This window comes from Kitasatospora sp. NPDC030952 (genome assembly GCF_055571335.1).
Window position 1 is genome coordinate 539,565 of sequence record NZ_JBVIFM010000001.1, and the last position, 26,129, is coordinate 565,693.

Annotated in this window: 13 protein-coding genes; 12 read left to right on the plus strand and 1 reads right to left on the minus strand. The window is 74.4% G+C overall.

Annotation, left to right across the window (positions count from 1 at the left end; translation table 11 throughout):
* Positions 1 to 49: 49 nt before the first annotated feature.
* The 12 genes from ACZ47G_RS02545 to ACZ47G_RS02600 all read left to right on the plus strand — a co-directional run bounded on the left by ACZ47G_RS02545 (position 50) and on the right by ACZ47G_RS02600 (position 24,913).
* Positions 50 to 8,137 (plus strand): amino acid adenylation domain-containing protein, encoded by an 8,088-nt coding sequence (locus ACZ47G_RS02545; RefSeq protein WP_465739594.1) that lies wholly within the window; start codon positions 50 to 52, stop codon positions 8,135 to 8,137.
* Positions 8,134 to 15,384: an amino acid adenylation domain-containing protein gene (locus ACZ47G_RS02550; RefSeq protein ID WP_465739595.1), complete on the plus strand. Its 7,251-nt coding sequence runs from the start codon at positions 8,134 to 8,136 to the stop codon at positions 15,382 to 15,384. Before ACZ47G_RS02545 ends, ACZ47G_RS02550 begins: the two co-directional genes overlap by 4 nt.
* A 47-nt stretch (positions 15,385 to 15,431) precedes the next feature.
* Complete coding sequence (locus ACZ47G_RS02555; protein WP_380462201.1) at positions 15,432 to 15,635, plus strand: MbtH family protein; 204 nt, start codon at positions 15,432 to 15,434, stop codon at positions 15,633 to 15,635.
* 261 nt (positions 15,636 to 15,896) lie between these two features.
* Positions 15,897 to 16,145, plus strand: a complete 249-nt coding sequence (locus ACZ47G_RS02560; RefSeq protein WP_380461887.1) for an acyl carrier protein — start codon at positions 15,897 to 15,899, stop codon at positions 16,143 to 16,145.
* Positions 16,146 to 16,192: 47 nt separating this feature from the next.
* Positions 16,193 to 17,467 (plus strand): beta-ketoacyl-[acyl-carrier-protein] synthase family protein, encoded by a 1,275-nt coding sequence (locus ACZ47G_RS02565; RefSeq protein WP_380461886.1) that lies wholly within the window; start codon positions 16,193 to 16,195, stop codon positions 17,465 to 17,467.
* Positions 17,467 to 18,639, plus strand: coding sequence for a beta-ketoacyl synthase N-terminal-like domain-containing protein (locus ACZ47G_RS02570; RefSeq protein ID WP_465739596.1), 1,173 nt, complete (start codon positions 17,467 to 17,469; stop codon positions 18,637 to 18,639). Before ACZ47G_RS02565 ends, ACZ47G_RS02570 begins: the two co-directional genes overlap by 1 nt.
* The gene (fabG, locus tag ACZ47G_RS02575; protein WP_465739597.1) at positions 18,636 to 19,364 is read left to right on the plus strand and encodes a 3-oxoacyl-ACP reductase FabG; all 729 of its coding nucleotides are present in this window, start codon (positions 18,636 to 18,638) and stop codon (positions 19,362 to 19,364) included. The genes ACZ47G_RS02570 and fabG overlap by 4 nt, the downstream gene beginning before the upstream one ends.
* 23 nt (positions 19,365 to 19,387) lie before the next feature.
* Positions 19,388 to 21,109, plus strand: coding sequence for a phytoene desaturase family protein (locus ACZ47G_RS02580; RefSeq protein ID WP_465739598.1), 1,722 nt, complete (start codon positions 19,388 to 19,390; stop codon positions 21,107 to 21,109).
* Between the two features lie 41 nt (positions 21,110 to 21,150).
* Positions 21,151 to 22,227 (plus strand): 2,3-diaminopropionate biosynthesis protein SbnB, encoded by a 1,077-nt coding sequence (gene sbnB, locus ACZ47G_RS02585; protein ID WP_465739599.1) that lies wholly within the window; start codon positions 21,151 to 21,153, stop codon positions 22,225 to 22,227.
* Positions 22,228 to 22,411: 184 nt separating this feature from the next.
* Positions 22,412 to 22,894, plus strand: coding sequence for a MaoC family dehydratase (locus ACZ47G_RS02590; protein ID WP_465739600.1), 483 nt, complete (start codon positions 22,412 to 22,414; stop codon positions 22,892 to 22,894).
* 91 nt (positions 22,895 to 22,985) lie between these two features.
* Positions 22,986 to 24,305: a sensor histidine kinase gene (locus ACZ47G_RS02595; protein ID WP_465739601.1), complete on the plus strand. Its 1,320-nt coding sequence runs from the start codon at positions 22,986 to 22,988 to the stop codon at positions 24,303 to 24,305.
* On the plus strand, positions 24,269 to 24,913 hold the full coding sequence (locus tag ACZ47G_RS02600; protein WP_465739602.1) for a LuxR C-terminal-related transcriptional regulator: 645 nt from the start codon (positions 24,269 to 24,271) through the stop codon (positions 24,911 to 24,913). Before ACZ47G_RS02595 ends, ACZ47G_RS02600 begins: the two co-directional genes overlap by 37 nt.
* Positions 24,914 to 25,195: 282 nt before the next feature.
* On the opposite strand, the gene ACZ47G_RS02605 is transcribed toward ACZ47G_RS02600, so the two are convergent.
* Complete coding sequence (locus ACZ47G_RS02605; protein ID WP_465739603.1) at positions 25,196 to 25,900, minus strand: DUF6009 family protein; 705 nt, start codon at positions 25,898 to 25,900, stop codon at positions 25,196 to 25,198.
* Positions 25,901 to 26,129: the final 229 nt, after the last annotated feature.

Below are 26,129 nucleotides of genomic sequence, written 5' to 3' on the forward strand. Positions count from 1 at the left end.
TCCGGTGGAGCGAGAGTTGCCAGATTCTTCGAAGCGGGCTGGGGCAGGGATGACGGAGCACGAAGCAACGACGACGAACCGGGGCGCGGTCCTGCCGCTCACCGCGGCGCAGGCCGAGATCTGGTTCGACGAACAGTTCGCCGCCGGGCCGCTGGCCTACAACATGGCGGACTACATCGACCTGCGCGGGCCGCTCGACCCCGAGCTGCTCGGCCGGGCCCTGGGGCAGCTGGGTCACGAGGCCGAGGCGCTGCGGGTGCAGTTCGTCGAGGAGGACGGCGGGCCCGGCCAGATCATCCGCCCGCTCGCCCAACTCCCGCTGAAGCGGATGGACTTCACCGGCGAGCCGGAACCGCTGGCGGCCGCCGAACGGTGGATGCGGGCGGACCACGCCGACCCGATCAAGATCAACGACTTCCCGCTGTTCCGCGGCGCGCTGATCCGGCTCGGCCCCGAACACCACCTGCTCTACCTGTGCATGCACCACATCCTCGCGGACGGCTTCAGCCGCGGGCTGCTCTACCCCAAGCTCGCCCGGCTCTACTCCCGACTGGGCGCCGGGGCCGGGGTGACGGAGCCGGCGGACGGGGTGACGGAGCCGGAGGACGGGGCGGCGCGGGAGCCGGAGGACGGGGCGATACCGCCCTTCCACCAGCTGCTGGAGGCCGAACGCCGCTACCTCGACTCCAAGATGGTCGGCAAGGACCGCGACCACTGGACCGACCGGCTCACCTCCGAGCGGTACGGCCCCCGGCCCGAGCTGGTCTCGCTCTCCGAGCAGGAGCCGGCCCCCGCCCGGGTCGCGCTGCGGGAGAGCGTCCGGCTCTCCCCGGAGACCACCACCGCGCTGCACGCCCTGGCCCAGGACGGCAAGGTCACCCTGCCGGTGCTGATGGTCGCCGCGATGGCCGCCTACACCCAGCGGGTCACCGGCGTCGCCGCGCCGCTGCTCACCCTGCCGGTCACCGGCCGGGTCGGCGCGGTCAGCCGGGCGATCCCCGGGATGCTCGCCAACTACCTGCCGCTGGCCGTCCGGATCCGGCCGGAGCTGACCCGCACCGAACTGCTGCGCGCGGCCTGGCGGGAGGTCGCCGGGGCGCTCCAGCACCAGCGCTACCGCGGTGACCGGATCCGCCGCGACATCGGCCTGCGGATCGACGACCAGCGCTCCTTCGGGCCGTTCATCAACGTGCTCGCCCAGGACCCGGAACTGGCCTTCGGCCCGGACTGCCGGGGCCTGGTGGTCAACCTCTCCACCGGCATCGTCAAGGACCTCATCCTGACCGTCCTCAACGCCGACGACGGCACGGTGGAACTGCACCTCGACGGCAACCCCGCCCTCTACACCGCCGCCGAACTCGCCACCCACCTGGCCCGGTTCGCGGCCTTCCTGGGCGCCCTCGCCACGATGCCCGGAGACCTCCCGCTCGGCCGGATCGGCCTGGGCGCGGACGGCGAGCCGCTCGGACTGCTCGGCGACTGGGACCGCACGGCCGCCCCCGACCAGGACCTGGTGGAGCGGGTGCGCGCGGTCGCGGCCGAGCGGCCCGACGCGCCGGCCGTACGGGACGGACGTGAACAGGTCTCCTACCGCCGACTGCTGGCCCGTGCCGCCGGATCGGCCGCCCGGCTGACCGCGGCGGGCGCCGGCCGGGGATCGGTGGTCGCGCTGCTCGCCGAGCCCGGCGTGCCCTTCGTCACCGGGGTGCTGGCCGTCCAGGCGGTCGGTGCCGCCTACCTCCCGCTGGACCCGGCCGCCCCCGCCGCCCGCAACGCCGCCCTGCTGGCCGACAGCGGCGCCTCCCACCTGCTGCTCGGCGCCGGCTGCACCGCGCCGGACGGCGCCTCGGCCGCCGTCCTGCCGCTGACCGAGCCCTCGGACGCCGACTGCACGGCCGAACTCCCCTCGCTGGGCTGTGGATCCGACCTCGCGTACGTGATGTTCACCTCCGGTTCGACCGGCCGCCCCAAGGGTGCGATGGTCCAGCGCTCCGGGATGATGAACCACCTCTGGGCCAAGGTCCACGACCTGGAGCTGGTCGCCGGCGAGGCGGTCGTCCAGAACGCTCCGCTGACCTTCGACGTCTCGGTCTGGCAGATGCTGGCGCCGCTGGTCGTCGGCGGCAGCGTCCGGGTCACCGGCACGGAGACCGCTGCCGACCCGCACGCCCTGTTCGCGCTGGTCCAGGACGAGGCCATCGCCGTCCTGGAGGTCGTCCCCTCGCTGCTGCGGGCCGCCCTCGACTCCTGGGACCTCGACGGCGACGCGCCCGAACTCCCGGAACTGCAATGGCTGGTGGTCACCGGCGAGGCGCTGCCCGCCGACCTCTGCCGCCGCTGGCACGACCGCTACCCGGACGTGCCGATGATGAACGCCTACGGCCCGACCGAGTGCTCCGACGACGTCACCCACGCCGTCATCGCCGTCGACGACGAACTCGACGCCCGGGTGCCGATCGGCGGCGCGGTCCGCAACACCCGGCTGTACGTGCTCAGCGACGAGCTCCAGCCGGTACCCGTCGGCGTGCCCGGCGAACTCTACGTCGGCGGCGCCGGCGTCGGTCGCGGCTACCTCCACGACCCGGCCCGCACCGCCGCCACCTTCATCGCCGACCCGTTCGCCGGCCAGGGCGGCCGGATGTACCGCACCGGCGACCGTGTCGTCCAACGCCCCGACGGACAGCTGGAGTTCATCGAGCGCCGGGACCACCAGGTCAAGATCCGCGGCCGCCGGGTGGAGACCGGAGAGATCGAGGCCGTGCTCCGCGGCCTGGACACCGTCACCGACGCCGCCGTCGCCGTCCTGCCCGACGTCTCCGGCAACCCCCGGCTGGTCGGCTACCTCACCGGTCCGGGCGTCCGGCCCGACCAGGTGCGGGCCGAACTCGCCCAGCTGCTGCCCGCGTACATGATCCCGGCCTCCTGGCTGGTCCTGGACGCCCTGCCGCTCACCCCGAACGGCAAGCTCGACCGCAAGGCCCTGCCCCAGCCCGACCCCACCCAGCAGGCCGAGCACCGCGGCCCGCGCACCGAGCGCGAGCGGATCCTCTGCGAAGTCCTCGCCGAGGTGCTCGGCACCACCACCGTCGGCATCGACGAGGACTTCTTCGCCCTCGGCGGGGACAGCATCCGCTCCATCCAGGTGGTCAGCCGCGCCCGCAAGGCCGGCCTCGCCCTCACCACCCGGGACATGTTCACCCACAAGACGGCTGCCGCCCTGGCCCGGATCGCGGGCGGCGGCACCGCCGACGAGCCCGCCGCGGAGGACCGCGAGGACGGCACCGGCCCGTACGACCTCACCCCGATCAGCGCCCAGTTGAACCAGGACACCGGCAGCTTGGACGGGCCGGTGTCCTCGTACGGCCAGTACGTGGTGGTCAAGGTCCCCGTCGATCTGGACGTCGAGCGGCTGGACGCCGCCCTGCACGCCCTGGTCGACCACCACGACGCGCTGCGCACCCGGGCCACCGAGCCCTCCCCCGGACTCTGGCAGCTGGAGGTGCTGCCGACCGGAGCCCTGGCCGGCACCCGGCTGGCGACCACCGCGGAGCCCGCCGTACAGCCCGACCGGCCGGAGCAGTCCGACCGGCCGGAGCAGTCCGACCCCGGCCAGCCCGACCAGCCCGACCAGTCCGGCCCCGACCGGCCCGGCCGGCCCGATGTGCTCGCCTTCGCCGAGCGGCAGGCCACCGCCGCCCTCGCCCGGCTCTCGCCCGCCGACGCGGTGATGCTCCAGGCCGTCCTGATCCCCGCCGCGCCCGGCGCCGACAGCGCCCACCTGGTGCTCGGCGCCCACCACCTGGTCGTCGACGGCGTCTCCTGGCGGATCCTGCTGCCCGACCTGGCCGACGCCTGCACCGCGCTCGCCGAAGGCCGCGCTCCGGCCCCGGACCCGGTCGGGACCTCCTACCGGGCCTGGTCCCGGCTGCTCGCCGAGCAGGCCCGCACCCAGGTCCGCGGCGCCGAACTCGCCCTCTGGCAGGGCATCCTGGACGGGCCGGACCCGCTGATCGGCAGCCGCCGGCTCGACCCGGCCACCGATGTGTACGGCACCCGGCGCACCCTGCGCCTGGAACTCGGCCCCGAGATCACCGGCCCGCTGCTCACCGATGTCCCGGCGGCCTTCCACGCCGAGGTCAACGACGTGCTGCTGACCGGCCTCGCGATCGCCGTCGCCGACTGGCGCCGCCGCCACGGCCACTCCGACCGCACCGGCACCCTGATCGAGCTGGAGGGCCACGGCCGCGAGCAGCTCAGCGACCGCCTGGACCTCTCCCGCACCGTCGGCTGGTTCACCGCCGCCTTCCCCGTCCGGCTCGACCCCGGCGCGCCCGACTGGGACGAACTGTGGTCCGGCGGGCCGGCGTTGGCCACCGCCCTGAAGCGGATCAAGGAACAGCTGCGCGCCCTGCCCGACCGGGGCGTCGGCTACGGCCTGCTGCGCCACCTCAACCCGCACTCCGCCCGGCTGCTGGCCGACCGGCCCGGGCCGCAGCTCGGCTTCAACTACATGGGCCGCTTCGACGCCCGGCGCAGCGGCCACTGGGAGCCGGCCGGCGGGGACGGCGTGGTCGGCACCGGCGCCCACCCGGACCTGCCGCTCCCGCACCTGCTGGACGTCACCCCGGCCACCGAGGACCGGCCGGACGGCCCGCACCTGGTCGCCAACTGGTCCTGGGCCGGCCGCACCGTCAGCGAGGAGACCGCCCGGGACATCGCCCGGACCTGGTTCCGCGCCCTGGAGCTGCTCGCCCGCCACCCCGGCCCCGGCGGCCACACCCCCTCCGACCTGCCGCTGGTCCGGCTCGACCAGTCCGAGATCGACGAGTACGAGGCCGAACTCGGCGCCGCCGGGAACGCGTTGGCCGATGTCCTGCCGCTCACCCCGCTCCAGCAGGGCATGCTCTTCCACGCCGACCACGACGCCACGACCGAGCAGGACGTCGACGTCTACACCCTGCAGATCGTCGCCGACCTCGAGGGCGAACTCGACCCGGCCGCCCTGCGCGCCGCCGGCCAGGCCCTGCTCGACCGCCACCCCAACCTGCGCGCCGCCTTCCGTGCCCGGGCCGCCGGCGAACCCGTCCAGGTCATCCCCCGGCACGCCCGGCTGCCCTGGCTGGCCACCGACCTGACCGAACTCCCGGAGCCCGTCCGGGCCGCCGAGCTGGCCCGGCTCACCGAGGCCGAACGCACCCGCCGCTTCGACCTCGCCGACCCGCCGCTGCTGCGCTTCGCCCTGCTCACCCACGGCGAGAACCGGCACCGCTTCGTCTGGACCAGCCACCACATCCTGGTCGACGGATGGTCGATGCCGCTGCTGGTCCGCGAACTGTTCGCGCTCAGCGCTCCCGTCTCCCCGGCCGCGCCCGGCCCGGACGGCGCGCCCGTCGCCCCGGTCCCCGCCGCGCTGCCCGACCCGGCCCCCTACCGCGACTACCTCGCCTGGCTCACCGCCCAGGACCGCGAGGCCGCCCGTACGGCCTGGCGCGGGGCACTGGCCGAGCTCGACGGCCCGACCCTGGTGGTCCCCGCGGACCCGTCCCGGGTCCCCGCGCTGCCGGAGTCGGTCCGCACCGAGCTGCCGCCCGAGCACACCGCCGCGCTGGCCGCCTGGGCCCGCGGCCGGGGCCTGACCCTGAACACCGTGGTCCAGGGCTGCTGGGCGCTGCTGCTCGGCCGGCTCACCGGCCGCCAGGACGTGCTGTTCGGTGCCGTCACCTCCGGCCGCCCGGCCGAGGTGCCGGAGGTCGAGTCGATGATCGGCATGTTCCTCACCACCGTGCCGGTCCGGGCCCGGCTGGACCCCGGCACCACCCTCGCCGAGCTGCTGCACGCCCTCCAGGAGCAGCAGAGCGCGCTGCTGCCGCACGAGCACCTCGGACTCGCCGCCATCCACCAGGCCGCCGGGCTCACCGGCGAGGCCTTCGACACCGTGGTGCTGTTCGAGAACTTCCCGCTGGACGAACGCCACCTGGCCGCCGGCGACGGGGGCCCCCGGGTGGTCCGCGCCGAGGCCCTGGACGCCCGGCACCACCCGCTCAGCCTGGTGGTGCACCCCGGCGAGGCGCTCAGCCTGCGACTGGACCACCACCCGGAGCTGTTCGACCGGGCCGGGGTCGAGCGGATCGCGACCGTGCTGCTGCACCTGCTGCGCACCGTCGCCGAACGGCCGGACCTGCCGCTGGCCCGGATCGACGTCACCGCCCCGACCGACCTCACCGGCACCGCCACCCCCGGCGAGCTCGGCGGACTGCTCGGCGACTGGGACCCTTCGCTCCCCGAGGAGAGCCTCGGCGTGGTCGAGCGGGTCCGGGCGGTGGCCGGGCGCATCCCGGAGGCCGTCGCGGTCACGGACGACAGCGGCGCGCTGAGCTACCGGGAGCTGGTCGAGGCAGCCGGCGGCCTCTCCGCGGCCCTGACCGGGGCCGGGGCCGGCACCGGCTCGGTGGTCGCGATGCTCGCCGAACCCGGCGCGCCGTTCATCACCGGGGTGCTCGGCGTCCTCGGCGCCGGTGCCGCCTACCTCCCGCTGGACCCGGCCGCCCCCGCCGCCCGCAACGCCGCCCTGCTGGCCGACAGCGGCGCCTCCCACCTGCTGCTCGGCGCCGGCTGCACCGCGCCGGACGGCAGCTCGGCGACCGTCCTCGGCCTGGAGGGGGCCCTGCCCGCCCCGGCCCTGCCCGAGCCGGTCGGCACCGGGGCGGACCTCGCGTACGTGATGTTCACCTCCGGCTCGACCGGCCGCCCCAAGGGTGCGATGGTCCAGCGCTCCGGAATGATGAACCACCTCTGGGCCAAGGTCGGGGACCTCGACCTGGCCGCCGGCGAGGCGGTCGTCCAGAACGCCCCGCTGACCTTCGACGTCTCGGTCTGGCAGATGCTGGCGCCACTGGTCGTCGGCGGCAGCGTGCGGGTCGCCGGGACGGGTGCGGCCGCCGACCCGAACGCGCTGTTCGCCCTGGTCCAGGACGAGGGCGTGGCCGTCCTGGAGGTCGTCCCCTCACTGCTGCGGGCCGCCCTGGACGCCTGGGACCTCGACGGCGACGCGCCCCGGCTGCCCTCGCTGCGCTGGCTGATGGTCACCGGCGAGGCGCTGCCCGCCGACCTCTGCCGCCGCTGGCACGACCGCTACCCGGACGTCCCGCTGATGAACGCCTACGGCCCGACCGAGTGCTCCGACGACGTCACCCACGCCGTGCTGCGCGCGGGCGACCGGCCCGGCACCCGGGTCCCGATCGGCGGCGCGGTCCGCAACACCCGGCTGTACGTGCTCGGCGACGAGCTCCAGCCGGTACCCGTCGGCGTGCCCGGCGAGCTGTACGTCGGCGGCGCCGGCGTCGGTCGCGGCTACCTCCACGACCCGGTCCGCACCGCCGCCACCTTCATCGCCGACCCGTTCGCGGGCCCGGGCTGCCGGATGTACCGCACCGGCGACCTGGTCGTCCAACGCCCGGACGGACAGCTGGAGTTCATCGAGCGCCGGGACCACCAGGTCAAGATCCGCGGCCGCCGGGTGGAGACCGGCGAGATCGAGGCCGTGCTGCGCACCCTCGACCCGGTCACCGACGCCGCCGTCACCGTCCTGCCCGACGCCTCCGGCAACCCCCGGCTGGTCGGCTACCTCACCGGCCCGGGCGTCGACCCCGAGCGGATCCGCGACCGGCTGGCCGAACTGCTGCCCGGCTACATGGTCCCGGCCTCCTGGCTGGTCCTGGACGCCCTGCCGCTCACCCCGAACGGCAAGCTCGACCGCAAGGCCCTGCCCCTGCCCGACGCGACCGCCGACCAGACCGCCGGCCGGGGCCCGCGCACCGAACCGGAGCGGATCCTCTGCGCCATCCTCGCCGAGGTGCTGGGAACGGCCACCGTCGGCATCGACGAGGACTTCTTCACCCTCGGCGGGGACAGCATCCGCTCCATCCAGGTGGTCAGCCGCGCCCGCAAGGCCGGCCTCGCCCTCACCACCCGGGACGTCTTCACCCACAAGACCGCCGCCGCCCTGGCCCGGATCGCCGAAGAGGCCGGAGCGGAGGCCGCCGAGTCCGTCCCGGCGGAGCCGGCGGGCAGCCTGATCGAGCTCTCGGACGACGAACTGGCCGATCTGGAAATCGAGTTGAACGAGGAGCTGTCGTGACGACCGGCCTGAGAACGAGCCCATCCGGCACCCCCGCCCCGGCCGCCCCCGACACCAAGGGGAAGATCAGCGAGGTCCTGCCCCTCTCCCCGCTCCAGCAGGGCCTGCTGTTCCTCTCCTCCTACGACCGGACCGCGCCCGACCTGTACACCCTCCAGCTGGTCGCCGAACTGGACGGCCCGGGCGCGGCCGACGGCGAGCGGCTCGCCGCCCGGCTGCGCACCGCCTCCGCCGCCCTGCTGCACCGCCACCCCAACCTGCGGGCCTGCTTCCGCCACCGCAAGAACGGCGAACCGGTGCAGGTCGTGCTCAAGGACACCGAGCCGCAGTGGGAGCTGCGGGACCTCACCCACCTGCCCGAGGCCGAGCGGGAGGCCGAGGCCCGGCGAATGACCGAGGAGGACCGGCTGCGCCGGTTCGACCTGGCCCGGCCACCGCTGATGCGGTTCACCCTGATCCGGCTCGGCGAGGGGCGCCACCGCTTCCTCTGGTCGGTGCACCACATCGTCCTGGACGGCTGGTCCTTCCCGCTCGCCGTGCGGGAGCTGGGCCTGCTGGGCGATCCGGCCGGCGCCGCCGCGCTGCCCGCGCCCGCGCCGTACCGGTCCTTCCTGACCTGGCTCAACGGCCGCGACCACACCGCCGCCAGGGCCGCCTGGGCGGAGCTGCTGGGCGACCTGGACGGGCCGGTCCGGGTGCTGCCGCCGAGCGGACCGTCGGCCGAACTCCCCGCCACCGCCAGGCGGTTGCTGAGCGAGCGGCACACCGCCGCGCTGGCCGGCTGGGCCCGCGGCCAGGGACTCACCCTGAACACCGTGGTCCAGGGCTGCTGGGCGCTGCTCCTCGGCGGGCTCACCGGCCGCCAGGACGTGGTGTTCGGCTCGGTGACCTCCGGCCGCCCGGCCGAGGTGCCGGAGGTCGAGTCGATGATCGGACTGTTCGCCAACACCCTGCCGGTGCGCGCCGAACTGCGCCCGGACCGCCGGGCCAGCGAGCTGTTCGCGGCGCTGGCCGCGCAGCAGCTGGCGATGATGCCGCACGAGCACCTGCCGCTGGCCGAGGTGCAGGCCGCCTCCGGGGTGCGCGGCGAGCTGTTCGACACCGTGCTCGCCTTCCAGAGCTTCCCGATGGACGAGGCGGCGCTGTACCGGGAGTCCGGCGGCACCGTCAGTGCGGCCCGCATCCTCTCCGCCACCCACTACCCGCTGAGCCTCACGGTCTTCCCGGGCGACCGGCTGGACCTCCAACTCGGCCACCGGGTATCGGTCTTCGGAGCGGACGAGGCCGAGCGGCTGCTCGACCGGCTGGTGGACGTCCTGGCGACGGTCGCCGAGGACCCGGACACCCTGCTCGCCCACCTCGGCGCACCCGAAGGCGCACCCGAAGGCGCACCCGACGGCGCCCCCGACGCGGCCGCCCCGCAGGGCACCCCCGCCGAGCGCACCCCGCCGGTCCGCCACACCACCGTCCCCGCGCTGTTCGCCGAGCAGGCCGCCCGCACTCCGGAGGCCGTCGCGGTCACCGCGCCGGACGGCGAACTCAGCTACCGCGACCTGGACGAGCGCGCCAACCGGCTGGCCCACCTGCTGATCGCGCACGGCGCCGGCCCGGAGTCCTTCGTCGCCGTCGCCCTGCCGCGCGGCACCGACCTGGTCGTCGCCGTCCTCGCCGTGCTCAAGGCGGGCGCCGGCTACCTGCCGCTGGAGCCTGCCCACCCGGCCGAACGGACCGGCCACGCCCTGGCCGACGCCCGCCCCGCCCTGCTGCTCACCGCCACCGGCCTGCTGCCCGACACCCCCGGCCTCCCCAGGATCGACCTCGACGCCCCGCGGACCGCCGCGGCCCTCGCCGTCGCCCCGACCGGCGCCCCCGCCACCTCCGTCGGCCCCGACCACCCGGCGTACGTGATCTTCACCTCCGGCTCCACCGGGCGCCCCAAGGGCGTGGTCGTCCCGCACCGCAACGTGGTCCGGCTGCTCGACGCCACCGAGCGGCGCTTCGGCTTCGGCCCGCGGGACGTCTGGACGCTGTTCCACTCGATCGCCTTCGACTTCACGGTCTGGGAGCTGTGGGGCGCCCTGCTGTACGGCGGCCGGCTGGTCGTGGTCCCGTACGACGTCTCGCGCTCCCCCGAGGCCTTCCTGGAGCTGCTCGCCGCCGAGCGGGTGACCGTCCTCAACCAGACCCCGTCCGCCTTCTACCAGCTGATCCGCGCCGACGCCGAACGCCCGCGCGAACTCGCCCTGCGCACCGTGGTGTTCGGCGGCGAGGCACTGGACCACGACAAGCTGGCCGACTGGTACGCCCGGCACCCCGAGGACGCGCCGCGGCTGGTCAACATGTACGGCATCACCGAGACCACCGTGCACGTCACCGCGCACGAGCTGACCGCCGCGCCCACCGGGAGCGGCAGCGCGATCGGCCGCGCCGTCCCCGACCTGCGGACGTACCTGCTGGACGGCGCCCTGCGACCGGTCCCGGCCGGGGTGCCCGGCGAGCTGTACGTGGCCGGGCCGGGCCTGGCCCGAGGCTACCTCGACCGGCCCGCACTGACCGCCGAGCGCTTCGTCGCCTGCCCGTTCGAAGGCGGCGGCGCCCGGATGTACCGCACCGGCGACCTCGGCCGGTGGCGGCCGGACGGCACCCTGGAGTACCTGGGCCGGATCGACGATCAGGTCCAACTGCGCGGCTTCCGCATCGAGTTGGGTGAGATCGCGAGCGTCCTCGGTCGGCACCCGCTGGTCGCCGAGGCCACCGTCCTGGCCCGGGAGGACCGTCCGGGGGACCAGCGACTGGTCGCCTATGTCGTGCCGGCCGCCGCCGACCACGCCGAACCGCCCGCCGGCCACGCCGAACTGTCCGCCGAGCTGCGGGCGTTCGCCGCCGAACGACTGCCCGAGCACATGGTGCCCGCCGCCGTGGTCACCCTCCCCGCGCTGCCGCTGACCGGCAACGGCAAGCTCGACCGGCGCGCCCTGCCCGCCCCCGTCTACGCCACCTCCGCCCGGGCCCCGCACGGCCCCGGGGAACGGCTGCTCTGCGCGGTCTTCGCCGAGGTGCTCGGGCTGCCCGAGGTCGGTGCCGACGACGAGTTCTTCGCCCTCGGCGGCCACTCGCTGCTCGCCGCCCGGATCGTCAACCGGGTCCGGGCCGAACTCGGCGCCGAACTCCAGGTCCGGGACCTCTTCGAGGCCCCCACCCCGGCCCGGCTCGCCCGGCGGCTGCCCGGCGCCGCCGGCCCGCGCCGCACCCCGCTCACCGCCGGCCCCCGCCCGGCCGTCCTCCCGCTCTCCCCCGCGCAGCAGCGGCTCTGGTTCGTCGAGCAACTGGGCGCCCCCGCCGGGCTGTACCACATCCCGCTGGCCGTCCGGCTCTCCGGCCGCCTCGATACCCCCGCCCTGACCGCCGCCCTCCAGGACGTGGTGGCCCGGCACGAGGCGCTGCGCACCGTCTTCCCGCGCCGGAGCGCCGAACCCACCGCCGAACAGCGGGTGCTCACGCCCGCCGAGGCCACCGTCGCCCTTCCGGTCAGCCGCAGCACCGAGGCCGACCTGCCCGCCGCGCTCGCCGACGAGGCCGCCCGGAGCTTCCGGCTGGACCGCGAACTTCCGCTGCGCGCCCGGCTCTTCACCCTCGGCCCGGATCAGCACGTGCTCTCCCTGGTGCTGCACCACATCGCCGCCGACGGCTGGTCGCTCGCCCCGCTCACCCGGGACCTCACCGCCTGCTACCTGGCCCGCCGCGACGGCCGGCCCGCCGAACTCCCCCCGCTGCCCGTCCAGTACGCCGACCACACCCTCTGGCAGCAGGCACTGCTCGGCACCGAGGACGACCCGGAGAGCCGCACCTCCCGCCAACTCCACTACTGGACGGAGCGGCTGCGCGACCTCCCGGCGGAGCTGGCCCTGCCCTTCGATCACCCGCGCGGCCCCCGGACCGACCACCGCGGCGCGGCCCACCGCGCCGTCGTCCCCCCGGAGCTGGCCGAACGGCTGCGCCGCACCGCCGCCGACTGGTCGCTCAGCCCCTTCATGCTGCTGCGCACCGCCCTCGCCGCGCTGCTCACCCGGCTCGGCGCGGGCACCGACATCCCGCTCGGCAGCCCGATCGCCGGCCGTACCGACGAGCAGCTCGACGACCTGGTCGGCATGTTCGTCAACACCCTGGTGCTGCGCACCGACACCTCCGGCGACCCGGCCTTCCGCGAACTCGCCGAGCGGGTGCGGGAGTCCGACCTGGCCGCGCACCAGCACCAGGAGCTGCCGTTCGAGAAACTGGTCGAGGTGCTCAACCCGGAGCGCTCCACGGCCCGGCACCCCCTGTTCCAGGTGATGATCGGCCACCACCGCCCCGGCCCGGCCCCCGCCCCGGATCCGGAACTCACCGTCAGCGCGGAACCCGTCCCGACCGGCACCGCCAAGTGGGACCTCTTCCTCCAGGTCACCGAGGAGCCGGACGACCCGGGTTTCGGGCTCACCCTGGAGTACCGCACCGACCTCTTCGAGGCCGCCACCGCCCGGCGGATCACCGAGTGCTACCTGCGGCTGCTCGCCGCCGCCCTCGCCGCCCCCGCCACCCCGCTCTCCCGGCTGCCCCTGATCGCCCCCGAGGAGCGGGCCGAACTGCTCGCCCTCGGCACCGGCCGGCTCGGCGAGACCGGGCCTCCCGGCACCGTCACCGCCCTGGTCGACCGCCGGATCGCCGCCGCCCCGCAGGCCGTCGCACTGGTCCACGCCGGGCCGGACGGGCTCCGGCACACCAGCTACGCCGAACTGGACGCCCAGGCCAACCGCCTCGCCCGGCTGCTCACCGCCCACGGCGCCGGCCGCGGCGAGCTGATCGCCCTGCGCCTGGAGCGCGGCCCGGCCGTGGTGCGCACCCTGCTGGCGATCGCCCGCACCGGTGCGGCCTACCTGCCGATCGACCCCTCGTACCCCGCCGAGCGGGTCCACCACATGCTCGCCGACAGCGGCGCCCGGCTGCTGCTCACCGAGCGCTCCCTGACCGGCCTCGACCTGCCCCCGCAGGTGCGCCCGCTGGTCCTGGACGACCCGGCGACAGTGGCCGACCTGGCCGCCGGGCCGGCCACCGCCCCCGAGGTCACCGTCCACCCCGACGACCTGCTGTACGTCATCCACACCTCGGGCTCCACCGGCCGCCCCAAGGGCGTCGCGGTCACCCACCGCGCCGCCGTCCGCCTGGTGCTGGGTCTGCCGGAACTCGCCCCCACCGCCGAGGACACCTTCCTGTACTTCGCGCCGGTGGCCTTCGACGCCTCCACCTTCGAGATCTGGGGCCCGCTCGCCCACGGCGCCCGGCTGGCCGTCCAGCCGCCCGGCCCCGCCGACCCCGGGGCCCTGGAGGACTTCCTGGCCCGGGCCGGGGTGACGGTCGCCTTCCTCACCACCCAGCTGGTCAACACCCTGGCCGACACCCGCCCGCGCGCCCTGGCCCCGCTCCGCGCCCTGCTCACCGGCGGCGAGGCCCACTCCCGGGACCACCTGGACCGGCTGCGCGCCGCCCTGCCCGGCACCACCGTCCTCCACGTCTACGGCCCCACCGAGACCACCACCTTCGCCACCGGCCAGGACCTCGGCCGCGCCGACGGCACCGTCCCGATCGGCCTGCCGATCGGCGACACCGGCGCGTACGTCCTGGACGAGGCGCTCGAACCGGTGCCGCGCGGCGTGGTCGGTGAGCTGTACCTGTCCGGCCCGGGCCTGGCCCGCGGCTACCTCAACCGGCCGGGGGCCACCGCCGAACGCTTCACCGCCGACCCGTACGGCCCGCCCGGCACCCGGATGTACCGCACCGGGGACCTGGTCCGCTGGGACCGGCACGGCCGGATCGAGTACGTCGGCCGGGCCGACCAGCAGGTCAAGATCCGCGGCCACCGGGTCGAACTCGGCGAGGTGGAACGCCTGCTGGCCGCCCACCCGGCCGTCGCCCGGGCCGCCGTGCTGGCCCCCGCCGACGCCGCCGGCCAGCGCCGGCTGGTCGCCTACCTGGTGCCCGCCGCGGGCCGCCCGGCGCCCGGGCCGGCCGAACTGCGGCGCCACCTGGCCCGCTCGCTGCCCGCCCACCTCGTCCCGGAGGCCTACGCCGCGCTGCCCGAGCTGCCGCTGAACGCCAACGGCAAGCTGGACGTCCGCGCCCTGCCCGCGCCGGCCGCCGCCCCCGCCTCGTCCCGCCCGCCCCGGACGGTCGCCGAACGCCTGCTCTGCGCGGCCGTCCAGGAGGTGCTGGGGCTGCCGGCCGCCGGACCGGACGACTCCTTCTTCGCCCTCGGCGGGGACAGCCTCAAGGCCATCCGACTGGTCAACGCGACCACCCGGGCCGGCCTGCCGCTCACCCTCGGCGCGGTCTTCGAACACCGCACCCTGGAGGCCCTCGCCGCCACCGCCGAACCCGCCTCCGGCTCCGCGACCGGCCTGGACCCGCTCGCCCCCGTCCTGCCGATTCGTCCCACCGGCGACCGCCCCCCGCTGTTCTGCGTGCACGGCGGCCTCGGCTTCGCCCTGCCCTTCGCCGCCCTCGCCGAGCACCTCGACCCCGCCCGCCCGGTGTACGGCCTCCAGGCCGACGGGCTGTCCGGCGACGGCCCGCTACCCACCGACCTCGGCGGGGTCGCCGAGGAGTACCTGGCCCGGATCCGGGCGATCCAGCCGCACGGCCCCTACCACCTGCTCGGCTGGTCCTACGGCGGGGTGGTCGCCCACGAGATGGCCGTCCGGCTGCGCGCCGCCGGCGAACCGGTGGCCCTGCTGGCCAACCTGGACGCCTACCCCGACGACGCCCGGGGCGTCCGCCCCAGCGACGCCGAGTTCCTCGCCGACTTCCTGGCCGAAGCCGGCGCCGAGCCCGTCGACACCGGTGACTCCGCCCCGCTCACCCCCCGGAGCGTGGCCGCCCACCTCGCCCGCACCCCCGGCCCGCTGGCCGGCCTCCGGCCCGACCTGCTGGAACGCCTGCTGGCCGTCATGCGCAACAACCTCGAACTCTTCCAGCGGTTCACCCCGAACCGCCTCGACGACTGCCCGATGACCCTCTTCGTGGCCACCGGCGGCCCCCGCCGACCCACCCCGGAGGAGCGTGCCCTCAAACTCAAGAGCTGGGCGCCGTACGTCGGTTCGGCCGTCCACGCGCACGACGTGGACGCCGGCCACCAGCAGCTGCTGCGACCCGGACCGGCCGCCGCGATCGGCGCCGTCCTCGAAGCGGCCCTCTCCGCCACCGACCACCAGTGACCCGCCGAACCACCGACCCACCGACCCACCGACAGGAGCGCACCAGCATGGCGAACCCCTTCGACCGCGAAGACGGCACCTTCCTCGTCCTCGTCAACGAGGAGGGCCAGCACTCCCTCTGGCCGTCCTTCGCCGCCATCCCCTCCGGCTGGTCGGTGACGCTGGACGCCACCGACCGGGCCACCGCCGTCGCCCACATCGAGGCCAACTGGACCGATCTGCGCCCGCTCAGCCTGCAACGGCAGGGCTGAACCCGTCGGCCGCGCCGGGGAATTCGCATTCCCCGGCGGCCGGCCCCGCCGACGCCGCCCGCCGCACCCGTGGAGCCCCCGTCCACGCGGTGCGGCGGGCGGCCGCGTTCCGCCCCCGACCGCCCTCCCCACCTGGGCTTTCGGCAGCGGCCAACCTCCGTCAGTGAAGAGTCAGTTGGACGTCATCGACCCGTCATCGGCGCTGATTAGTTTTCTGGCCGGAAGCTCATTCCGGGCGTCTGGAAAACGGAGGAAACGAGAATGACGACGGTTGCGCCGGAGCGCCTCACCCGTATCCGGGAAATCATCGCCGAGAACATCGACGTTCACACCGAGTTCTCCGACTCTGCCCTGTTCGTCGATGAGTTGGGCGCCGACTCGCTCAAGCTGATCGACGTGCTGAGCGCGCTGGAGATGGAGTACTCCATCGTCATCGACATGAACGAGCTGCCGAAGATGGTGAACGTGGAGACCACTTACCAGGTGACGGCGGCCGCGGCCGGCTGGTAGCCCACCCGCACCTCCCTCCCGTCACCCAACGCTCAAGGAGAGGTCCCATGGACTCCACCGCACAGTCACCAGCGGCCCCCCGGTCCGGCACCCCGGCCGGGCGCCGCCGGGTCGTCCTCACCGGCCTCGGGGCGATCTCCAGCATCGGCACGGGCGTCGCGGAGTACACCGAGGGGCTGCGGACCGGCCGCTCCGGCGCACGGCCGATCACCCGCTTCGACACCGAGGGCTTCGGCCAGAACACCGCCTGCGAGGTGCCGGACTTCGAGCCGGAGCGCTGGATCCGCCGGGTCCCGCTCGAGGAGATGGGCCGGGCCGGGCAGTTCGCCGTCGCCGCGGCCCGGATGGCGGTGGACGACGCCGGGCTGACCGAGGCGGACCTCGGCGAGCGCCAGGCCGTGATCAGCGTCGGCACCACCGACGGCGAGTCCCACGACATCGGCCTGCTGGTCGAGCAGGAGCTGGCCGCCGGCCACCCGAAGGCGATCGACCCGGTGCTGTCCCGCCGGATCAACGCCGGCCGGCTGACCACGGTGATCGCCCGCGAGCTGCGGATGCCGAACGTGGAGCCGACCACCATCACCACCGCCTGCGCGGCCGGCAACTACTCGATCGGCTACGGCCTGGACGCGATCCGCTCCGGCGAGGTGGACATCGCGCTGTGCGGCGGCGCCGACGCCGTCTGCCGCAAGGCCTTCGCCCTGTTCAAGCGGTTCGGCGCGCTCACCCCGGACGTGGTCCGGCCGTTCGACCGCGACCGGCAGGGCATCCTGACCGGCGAGGGCGCCGGCATCCTGGTCCTGGAGAGCCTGGAGTCCGCGCTCGCCCGCGGCGCCCGGATCTACGCCGAGGTGCTCGGCTACGGCCTCAGCTGCGACGCCGCCCACGCCACCGCCCCCAACCGGGACGGCATCGCCCGCGGCATCCGGCTCGCCCTGGACGACGCCGGCGTCGAGCGCGACGAGATCGACTTCATCTCCGCCCACGGCACCGGCACCAAGGCCAACGACCGCACGGAGTCGGCCGCGATCCTGGACGTGTACGGCGACACCCCGCCCCGCACCGTCGCCGTGAAGTCGATGCTCGGCCACTCGATGGGCGCCGCCAGCGCGCTCGGCGCGATCGCCTGCAGCCTCGCCATCGAGCACCAGTTCATCCCGCCGACCATCAACCACCGGGAGACCGACCCGGAGTGCCCGCTGGACGTCGTCCCCAACCGGGCGGTCGACGCCGAGGTCCGGATCGTGGAGAACAACTCCAGCGCCTTCGCCGGCAACAACGCCATCCTGATCCTGGGCACGTACGGAGAGCGAGTCCGCTGATGACCACCACCACCCGCGCCCCCGAGGCCACCGAGGCCACCGAGGCCCGCCTGGCCCCCGAGACCCCGGTGATCACCGGCTGGTCCGCCGTCTCGCCGTACGGCCTGACCCGCCGGGCCTTCACGGAGGGCCTGCTCTCCGGCGCCCGGACCGCCGTCGAACCGGCCGAAGCCTACGGCCCGCTGCCCTCGCCCGAGGTCTGCCTGGTGCCCGGCTTCGACATCAAGGGCCTGCTCGGCCCGACCGGCACCGCCAAGATGGACCGGCTCACCGCCCTCACCCTGGTCGCCTCCGACGGCCTGCTGAACGACGCCGACGGCAACCGGGTGGTGGCGACCGACGAGCGCACCGGCGTGGTCCTCGGCATCTCGATGGGCAGCCTGGAGAACGTCACCAACTTCCTGAAGCAGTCGTACACCAACGCGCTGCCCTTCCACGTGGACGCCGGCCGGATCCCCTTCGGCAGCCTCAACCACGCCGCCGGCGCCACCGCGATCCGGCACGGGCTCACCGGCCCCAACACCACCGTCGCGGGCGGCCGGGTCAGCGGACTGCTGGCGCTCAACTACGCCCGCCGGCTGCTCGGTCAGGGCCGGGCGACCAAGTACCTGGTGGGCTCGGCCGAGGAGTTCTCCGCCGCGCACGCCTGGATCGAGCACGCCGCCGTCGCCCCCGGCGACCCCTCCCCGCTCCTCGGCGAGGGCTGCGGCCTGCTGGTGGTCGAGCCGGCCGGCACCGCCCAGCACCCGCCGCTGGCCGCCGTGCTGGCGGTCGAGACCAGGGTCGACATCGACGACGACCCGGGCGCGGCGGTCACCGCCTGCGTGCGGCGCGCCCTCGCCCGGGCCGGCGCCGCCCCCGAGGAGGTGTGGGCCGCCGTGCCCAGCGCCGCGCCCACCGCGGCCGGCCGGGCCGAACGGGCGGCGCTGGAAGCGCTGTTGCCGGCCGAGGCGCTCACCGCCGTCCCGTCCATGGCCCTGCTCGGTGACACCAGCGCGGCCGCCGCCACCTTCCAGATCCAGGCGCTGCTCGGCGTCGCCGAGGCCGAGCCGGCCGCGGCGGGCCGGATCGCCCTGGTCACCGCCGTCGACCGGGACGGCGCGGTGGGCTGCGCGGTGCTGCGGCTGCTGAACCCCGCCACCGCCACCACCACGAACGGAGTCCCGGCATGATCGCCCTGGTCAGCGGCGGTTCCCGGGGCATCGGCCGGGCCGTCGTGCTGCGCCTCGCCCGGGACGGCTACGACGTAGCCTTCTGCTACCACTCCAACGCCGACGCCGCGGAGCGCCTGGTCAAGGAGGCCGGGGAGGCCGGCACCCGGATCACCGCCACCCGGTGCGACGTCGCCGACTCCGCCGAGGTCCGCGACTGGTTCGCCCGCACCGAGCGCGAACTCGGCCCGGTGGACGCCGCGGTCACCTCGGCCGGGATCACCAGGGACCGTCCGGTGATCCTGATGCCCGAGACCGACTGGGACCAGGTGCTGCGCACCAACCTCGACGGGGTCTACCACGTGTGCCGTGCGGCGGCCTTCGCGATGAGCAAGCGCCGCAGCGGAGCGATCGTCAACCTGTCGTCCGTGTCAGGGATTTACGGTAACGTCGGCCAGGCCAACTACGCCGCCTCGAAGGCGGGGATCATCGGCTTCACCAAGTCCCTGGCCAAGGAGTGCGGCCCGCGCGGTGTGCGCGCCAACGTGGTCGCCCCGGGTCTGATCGCCACCGACATGGTCGGCGACATGTCCGAGGCCGCGCTGGCGCGGATGCTGGGGAGCGTCGCGCTCGGCCGGGTCGGCAAGCCGGAGGAGGTGGCCGACCTGGTCTCCTTCCTGCTGTCCGACCGGGCGGCGTACATCAGCGGGTCGGTCTTCGAGATCCACGGCGGCGGCACGTTCTGATGGTCCGACGAGTGGGGGCGGGAATGCCGCAAGTGCAGGGTCCGACGGCCGGGGGCGGCAGGGACCGCTACGACGCGATCGTGGTCGGCAGCGGCCTCGGCGGCCTGTCCGCCGCGGCCTACCTGGCCGCCGACGGGCGCAGCGTGCTGGTGCTCGAACAGCACGACGTGGCCGGCGGCAACGCCCACGTCTTCCGCCGCCGGCGCAAGTACGAGTTCGACGTCGGCACCCACTACGTCGGCGACTGCGGCCCGGACGGGATGCTCCCGGCGATCCTGTCCGGACTCGGCGTCCGCGACCGGGTGGCGTTCCGCCCGATGGACAACGAGCAGGGCTTCGACCGGATCATCACCCCCACCGCCACCCTGGACGTACCGGCCGGCTGGTCGGCCTACCGCGACCGGCTGCGCGCCGCGCTGCCCGAGGAGGCCGAGGGGATCGACCGCTTCGTCCACCTCTCCGAGACGGTGGCCGCGGCCACCCGGGAGGCCCTGCTCGGCCGGTCCCTGGTCGACCTGTTCCGCGAGTCCCCGGACACCATGCGCTGGGCCCGCCGGACCCGCACCCTCGCCGACGCCCTGGACCACTGCCGCCTCTCCCCCAAGGGCCGTACGCTGCTCGCCGCCCAGGCCGGCAACTACGGCACCATGCCGGACGGCATCACCTTCGCCGACCACGCCGCCATGCTCGACCACTACATGCGCGGGGCGTACTACCCGGAGGGCGGCGGACAGGTCCTGGTGGCGGCCTTCGTCGAGGCCCTGGAAGCCCACGGCGGCGAGCTGCGCACCCGCTGCGAGGTGCGCCGGATCCTGATCGACCAGGGCCGCGCCACCGGCGTGGAACTCGCCGACGGCACCCGGATATCCGCCCCCCTGGTGATCTCCAACGCCGACTACCGCCGCACCGTGCTCGACCTGTGCGGCGGCGAACGGGCCTTCCCCGCCGACCTGGTCGAGCGCACCCGCGAGGCCACCATGCGCGGCTCCATGGTCGCGGTGTACGTCGCCCTCGACACCGAGCTGTCCGGCCTGCCCAACGCCAACATCTGGTGGCACGGCAGCGACGACATGGAGGCCGCGCACGCCGCGACGCTCGAGGAGTGGGAGCGCCGCGGCACGGTGGACGAACTGCCCCAGCTGATGTTCTCCTTCGCCTCCCAGAAGGACCCGGGCGCGACCGCCGTCTGCCCGCCCGGCCACACCAACTTCCAGGTGCTCACCCTCAGCCCGCCCGGCTACGACTTCTGGGGCGTCCGGGGCGGCCCGGCGGACGGCGCCCGCTACCGCCGCGAAGCCGCCTACCAGGCCCGCAAGCAGCAGCTCACCGAGCTGATGGTGGCCGGCGCCGAGAAGGTGATCGGCCCCTTCCGGGACCGCGTCACCCACCTGGAGACCGCGACCCCGCTCAGCCACGAGCGCTACGTCCTCAGCTCCGGCGGCACCCCGTACGGCCTGGCCGACTGGGGCAACGGCAACCAGCGGCCCGACGTGCGCACCGACGTCGAGGGCCTCTTCGTGGTCGGCCAGAGCACCCGCTACGGCAGCGGCCTGGCCGCCGTCGCCGGCGGCGGCACGGTCGCCGCCGGGCAGATCCTCGGCCGCCCGCTGCTGAACGAGGTGCTCGCCGGGACGGTGCTCGGCGACCCCGCCCGGCTGCCCGACCGAGGTCCGGGCTGGGACCCTCTGCTGGTCTCCCGCGGCCTCGCCCGCCGGCGCGCCAAGGGCCTCGCCCGGATCGGCTGAACCTCCCCTCCCACCCTCGCCCGACCAGGAGCAGTGTTCCCATGACCAGTGCCACCACGGCAGACACCGCCGCCCCAGCTGTTCCGACCGCCGCCGCGCCGACCTTCTCCGTGGTCTCCGGCGCCCAGGTGCACGAGGCCCTCCACGGCCACGAGCAGGACGTCATCGCCACCGTCGAGGCCGCCTACCGGCTGCACGGCGAGGGGCGGACGGTCAACCCGGACTCGTACTTCCTGCGCTTCCCGGACCGTCCCGCCGACCGGATCATCGCCCTGCCCGCCTCGGTCCAGGGCGAGGTCGGGGTGCACGGCGTCAAGTGGATCTCCAGCTTCCCGGAGAACGTCGCGGCCGGCCTGCCCCGCGCCTCGGCCGTCCTGATCCTCAACGACGAGCGGACCGGCTACCCCTTCGCCTGCCTGGAGAGCTCGATCATCAGCGCGGCCCGCACCGCCGCCTCCGCCGCCCTGGCCGCCGCCCGGCTGGCCGACGCCCGCGGCGAACGCCCGCGCCGGGTCGGCTTCTTCGGCGTCGGGCTGATCGCCCGCTACATCCACACCTACCTCGCCGCCAACGGCTTCGACTTCACCGAGGCCGGCATCCACGACCTCTCCGCCGAGCACGCCCACGGCTTCGCCGACTACCTGCGCCGGGCCGAGGGCGAGGAACTCGCGGTCACCGTCCACGAGAAGCCCGAGGACCTGGTCCGCTCCGCCGACCTGATCGTCTTCGCCACCGTGGCCGGCGAACCGCACGTGACCGACCCGGCCTGGTTCGACCACCACCCGCTCGTGCTGCACGTCTCGCTGCGCGACCTCTCCCCGGAGATCGTCCTCGACGCCTGGAACGTGGTCGACGACATCGACCACTGCCTGAAGGCCGGCACCTCGCCGCACCTGGCCGAACAGCGCGTCGGCAACCGGGAGTTCGTGGCCGGCACGCTGTACGACGTGCTCGCCGGGGCGATCACCCCGCCCGCCGACCGCCCGGTGGTCTTCTCCCCGTTCGGCCTCGGCGTGCTCGACCTGGCCGTCGCCAAGCACGTCTACGACCACGTCCGGGCCGCCGAGGGGCTGCACACCGTCCCGGACTTCTTCCACGAGCTCAAGCGCTACGGCTGACCCGCGCCACCGGACGTCCCTCGGCGGACGCCCGGCGACCCGACGCCCGCCCCGGACGCCCGCCCCGCGCCCGGGGCGGGCGTCCGTCGTCCGTCCCCGTCCCCGTCCTCGTCCCCGTCCCCGCCCCCGCCCCCGTCAGCAGCGCGTCAGTTGAGCGTCAGCAGCCGGGGCGGAGAATCACCCCATGAGATCCTTTGCCACCCTGGCCGAGTTCACCGAGGCGACCGGCGAGCACCTCGGCTACAGCGACTGGCTCGAAGTCACCCAGGAGAACGTGGACCGGTTCGCCGGCGCCACCGGCGACCTCCAGTGGATCCACGTGGACCCCGAACGCGCGGCCGGCGGACCGTTCGGCGCCACCATCGTCCACGGCTACATGACGCTCGGCCTGCTGCCCGCGATGATGCGCGCGATCTTCGAGATCGAGGACGTCACGATGGGCGTCAACTTCGGCCTGGACAAGGTCCGCTTCCCGCACCCGGTCAAGGTCGGCGCCCGGGTCCGCGGCGGCGCCCGGGTGACCAGCGTCCGGGAGACCCCGGTCGGCCACCTGGCCGCGGTGCGGATGACCGTGGAGATCGAGGGCGAGTCCCGCGCGGCCTGCGTGGCCGACACCCTCTCGCTCTTCCTCGCCGACCCAACCCCCGTGGACGAAGAGGGGAGTTAGTACTACCGATTTCCACCCCCCGCCGCCGCCAGAATGGTCCCCACGGCCACCACGGCCGGGCAACGCGAAGGCACCAGAGAGGAGCGTGTCCATGGACCGCACGATGCAGCTCGGGGCGGACCCGGCACCGGTCGAGAGCAGGGGCTTCTCCGCCTCCGCCGGATTCATCGGGCTGGGGCGCGCGTTGACGCTCTGCTGGCTCTCGGCCGCCGCTTTCGGCCGCTCCCTGGGGCTCTCCACCGCGATCTCCCTGGTCGGCCGGGGCCTCGGCCTGGTGCCCCGGTCGATGGAGCGGGTGCGCGCCCTGGCGGCCCGCCAGCGCGCGCTGGCCGAGGACTGGTCGGGTGTCCGCATCCCGGGCCCGCCCGGACCGCTGCCGCCCGCCCCCGAGGGCGCCTCCGGGGCCGTCGCCCGCTACCGCTGGATCCTGAGCGACCCGCAGACCAAGCGGGAGTTCACCTGGGTCCTCACCGACCCGATCGTCGGCGGCCTGCTCGCCTTCGGCCCGATCGCCCTGGTGCTCAGCGGCTTCTGGGGCATCTTCCTGGCCTTCTTCGGCGTCCCGCTGTCGCTCGAGTGGGACGGCCTCTGGTACCAGTTCATCCCGATCGACGGCCAGGCCACCGCGGTACTGGCCGGCGTGCTCGGCCTGCTCCAACTCCCGCTCGCCCTCTGGGTCGCGCCCCGGGCCGTGCGCAAGCACGCCCTCTACACCCGCTCGATGCTCGCCCCGAGCGAGCAGGAGCTGATGGCCAGTCGGATCGAGCACCTCACCACCACCCGCAGCACCGCGGTGGACACCCAGATGGCCGAGATCCGCCGGATCGAACGCGACCTCCACGACGGCGCCCAGGCCCGCCTGGTCGCGATGGGCATGACCCTGGACGCCGCCGAGCACCTCCTGGAGACCAACCCGGACGCGGTCCGCGCCCTGCTGATCGAGGCCCGGGAGTCCTCCTCCAAGGCCCTGGAGGAGATCCGCAACCTGGTCCGCGGCATCCACCCGCCGGTCCTCGCCGACCGCGGACTCGCCGACGCGGTCCGGGCGCTGGCGATGGTCTGCCCGGTCCCCACCGAGGTCGCGGTGGACCTCCCCGGCCGCCCGGAGATGCCCGTCGAGTCCGCCGCCTACTTCGCCATCTCGGAGATCCTCACCAACGTCTCCAAGCACTCCCACGCCGACCGCGCCTGGATCGACATTCGGTACGATCACGGCATGCTGCGCATCACCGTCACGGACACCGGACGCGGCGGCGCGGACGCCACCCGCGGCACCGGTCTGCGCGGCATCGAGCGACGGCTGGCCACCTTCGACGGCGTCCTCGCCGTCAGCAGCCCCGTCAACGGCCCCACCATGGTCACCATGGAGCTCCCTTGCGCATTGTCCTCGCCGAAGACCACTTCCTCCTGAGGGACGGCCTGATCCGTCTCCTCCAGGCCTACGGCCACGAGGTCGCCGCCGCCGTCGACAACGGCGCCGACCTCCTCCGCGCCCTCACCGACCACCAGCCGGACGTCGCCGTCGTCGACGTCCGGCTCCCCCCCAACTTCACCGACGAGGGCCTACGCGCCGTCCTCACCGCCCGCCGCACCACCCCCGACCTCCCCGTCCTCCTCCTCTCCCAGTACGTCGAACCCCTCTACGCCCGCGAACTCCTCGCCAGCGGCGGCCGCGGCGTCGGCTACATGCTCAAGGACCGCGTCACCAACGGATCCCAGTTCCTCGACTCCATCCGCCGCGTCGCCGACGGCGGCACCGCCATGGACCCCGAGGTCATCTCCCAACTCCTCATCCGCAAGGAACGCGACGAATCCGTCGCCGCCCTCTCCACCCGCGAACGCGAAGTCCTCGAATGGGTCGCCCAGGGCCGTTCCAACGCCGGCATCGCCCAAGGCCTCTTCATCACCGAGAAGGCCGTCGCCAAACACATCAGCAACATCTTCACCAAGCTCAACCTCCTCCCCACCGACGGAGACAACCGCCGCGTCCTGGCCGTCCTCGCCTACCTCGACCAGTGACCACCCCACCCCGCCCCAACACAAAAGGCCCGGTCAGAGAACCTGACCGGGCCTTCCACTCTCTGAGCCGCCTGCGGGATTCGAACCCGCGACCTACGCATTACGAGTTTGCCCGACCATAGTCCACGACTGTCCACAACCATCCGAACCGCTGATCACTGGACTACGCACGGCCGTCGTGGATCGCTATGGACGCGATGGACTGAGACCAGAATTGAGACTCCCCGTCCAGGCTCGCGCCACGGCCGGATCGATTCCGGCGCCCGCTCCCCAGGCGTTCTGTCACCCCCGCCGAATAGGTGCCGTGCCCCTATCGAGCCATCGATCGACGACAGAGATCGCCAAAGCCTCCTGGAGCCAAGGCGTGGTCTTCACGATCTGGATGAGGAGCGCTCGGGCCTCGGCTTCTGGAAGGATCTCCGAGACGATATGGCGGCCGTCGCCCAGCTGCGTCCCACTTGCGCAGTCGATATAGACCTCGACGCGCCCCCGGCTCAACGGCGCCACTCCGACCACCGCAGAACCATCAGCCAGCGATGACCGACCTACCGTAATTTCTGACCCCACCAGGCTCGCAGGACTCGCTTCGGGCGCGGCTCCGCCGTCAGCACGACGTTGACCTTGGTGCGGCAACGGGGAGCCCCATGCTCGGTCGGTGAGTTCCCCCCACGCGCGGGGCGCGATCGTTCGTGGATCAACCCCTTCGGCCGGCGCCTCCGTCTTGTAAGGGCCTTCGGGCTGCTCGGACCGATCATGCCCCTTGACCCAGAAGATGCGCCGCGCGAAGCGGAGCGGCGCTTCCCCCGAGGGTGCGTCCGCTTTCAGCACGGAGTAGCCCACGCGTCGGCCTGGCCCGGGGCACCGCAGTGGCCCGCGCCGGGTCCTGGCAAACGGGTCTAGAGTCTCGCGGACGTAGTCGAAGTGGCTGACGTCCTCATCCCAGACAATCTTGTCCTCATGCTGGATGGCTTCCGGATCCCTGTTCATAACCCCTCCTGAGCAGACATTGCCGGGTTCGTTCCCGCAAGCGCCTTGGTGAACCGCGGCGACGGTCGCCATTTCGAACCCAGGTCGACCAGTGGGATAGGGCGGAGTCACACTGGCGACCTTCCACTGTTCAGGCCGCATGGGGGACATCAAGGCCACTTGACCACCCTGGGGGGAGCCCCGGGCCGTGGCGCCGCGTCCGGTGCTGCACTCCGCTGTGCGTACGGCT

Excerpts from the sequence above, each read along its gene's own strand:
- ACZ47G_RS02570 (WP_465739596.1), top strand. The coding sequence starts at position 17,467 with ATGACCACCACCACCCGCGCCCCCGAGGCCACCGAGGCCACCGAGGCC.
- ACZ47G_RS02560 (WP_380461887.1), top strand. The coding sequence starts at position 15,897 with ATGACGACGGTTGCGCCGGAGCGCCTCACCCGTATCCGGGAAATCATC.
- ACZ47G_RS02590 (WP_465739600.1), top strand. The coding sequence starts at position 22,412 with ATGAGATCCTTTGCCACCCTGGCCGAGTTCACCGAGGCGACCGGCGAG.
- ACZ47G_RS02580 (WP_465739598.1), top strand. The coding sequence starts at position 19,388 with ATGCCGCAAGTGCAGGGTCCGACGGCCGGGGGCGGCAGGGACCGCTAC.
- ACZ47G_RS02605 (WP_465739603.1), bottom strand. The coding sequence starts at position 25,900 with ATGAACAGGGATCCGGAAGCCATCCAGCATGAGGACAAGATTGTCTGG.
- ACZ47G_RS02555 (WP_380462201.1), top strand. The coding sequence starts at position 15,432 with ATGGCGAACCCCTTCGACCGCGAAGACGGCACCTTCCTCGTCCTCGTC.
- ACZ47G_RS02545 (WP_465739594.1), top strand. The coding sequence starts at position 50 with ATGACGGAGCACGAAGCAACGACGACGAACCGGGGCGCGGTCCTGCCG.
- ACZ47G_RS02595 (WP_465739601.1), top strand. The coding sequence starts at position 22,986 with ATGGACCGCACGATGCAGCTCGGGGCGGACCCGGCACCGGTCGAGAGC.
- ACZ47G_RS02565 (WP_380461886.1), top strand. The coding sequence starts at position 16,193 with ATGGACTCCACCGCACAGTCACCAGCGGCCCCCCGGTCCGGCACCCCG.
- fabG (WP_465739597.1), top strand. The coding sequence starts at position 18,636 with ATGATCGCCCTGGTCAGCGGCGGTTCCCGGGGCATCGGCCGGGCCGTC.
- sbnB (WP_465739599.1), top strand. The coding sequence starts at position 21,151 with ATGACCAGTGCCACCACGGCAGACACCGCCGCCCCAGCTGTTCCGACC.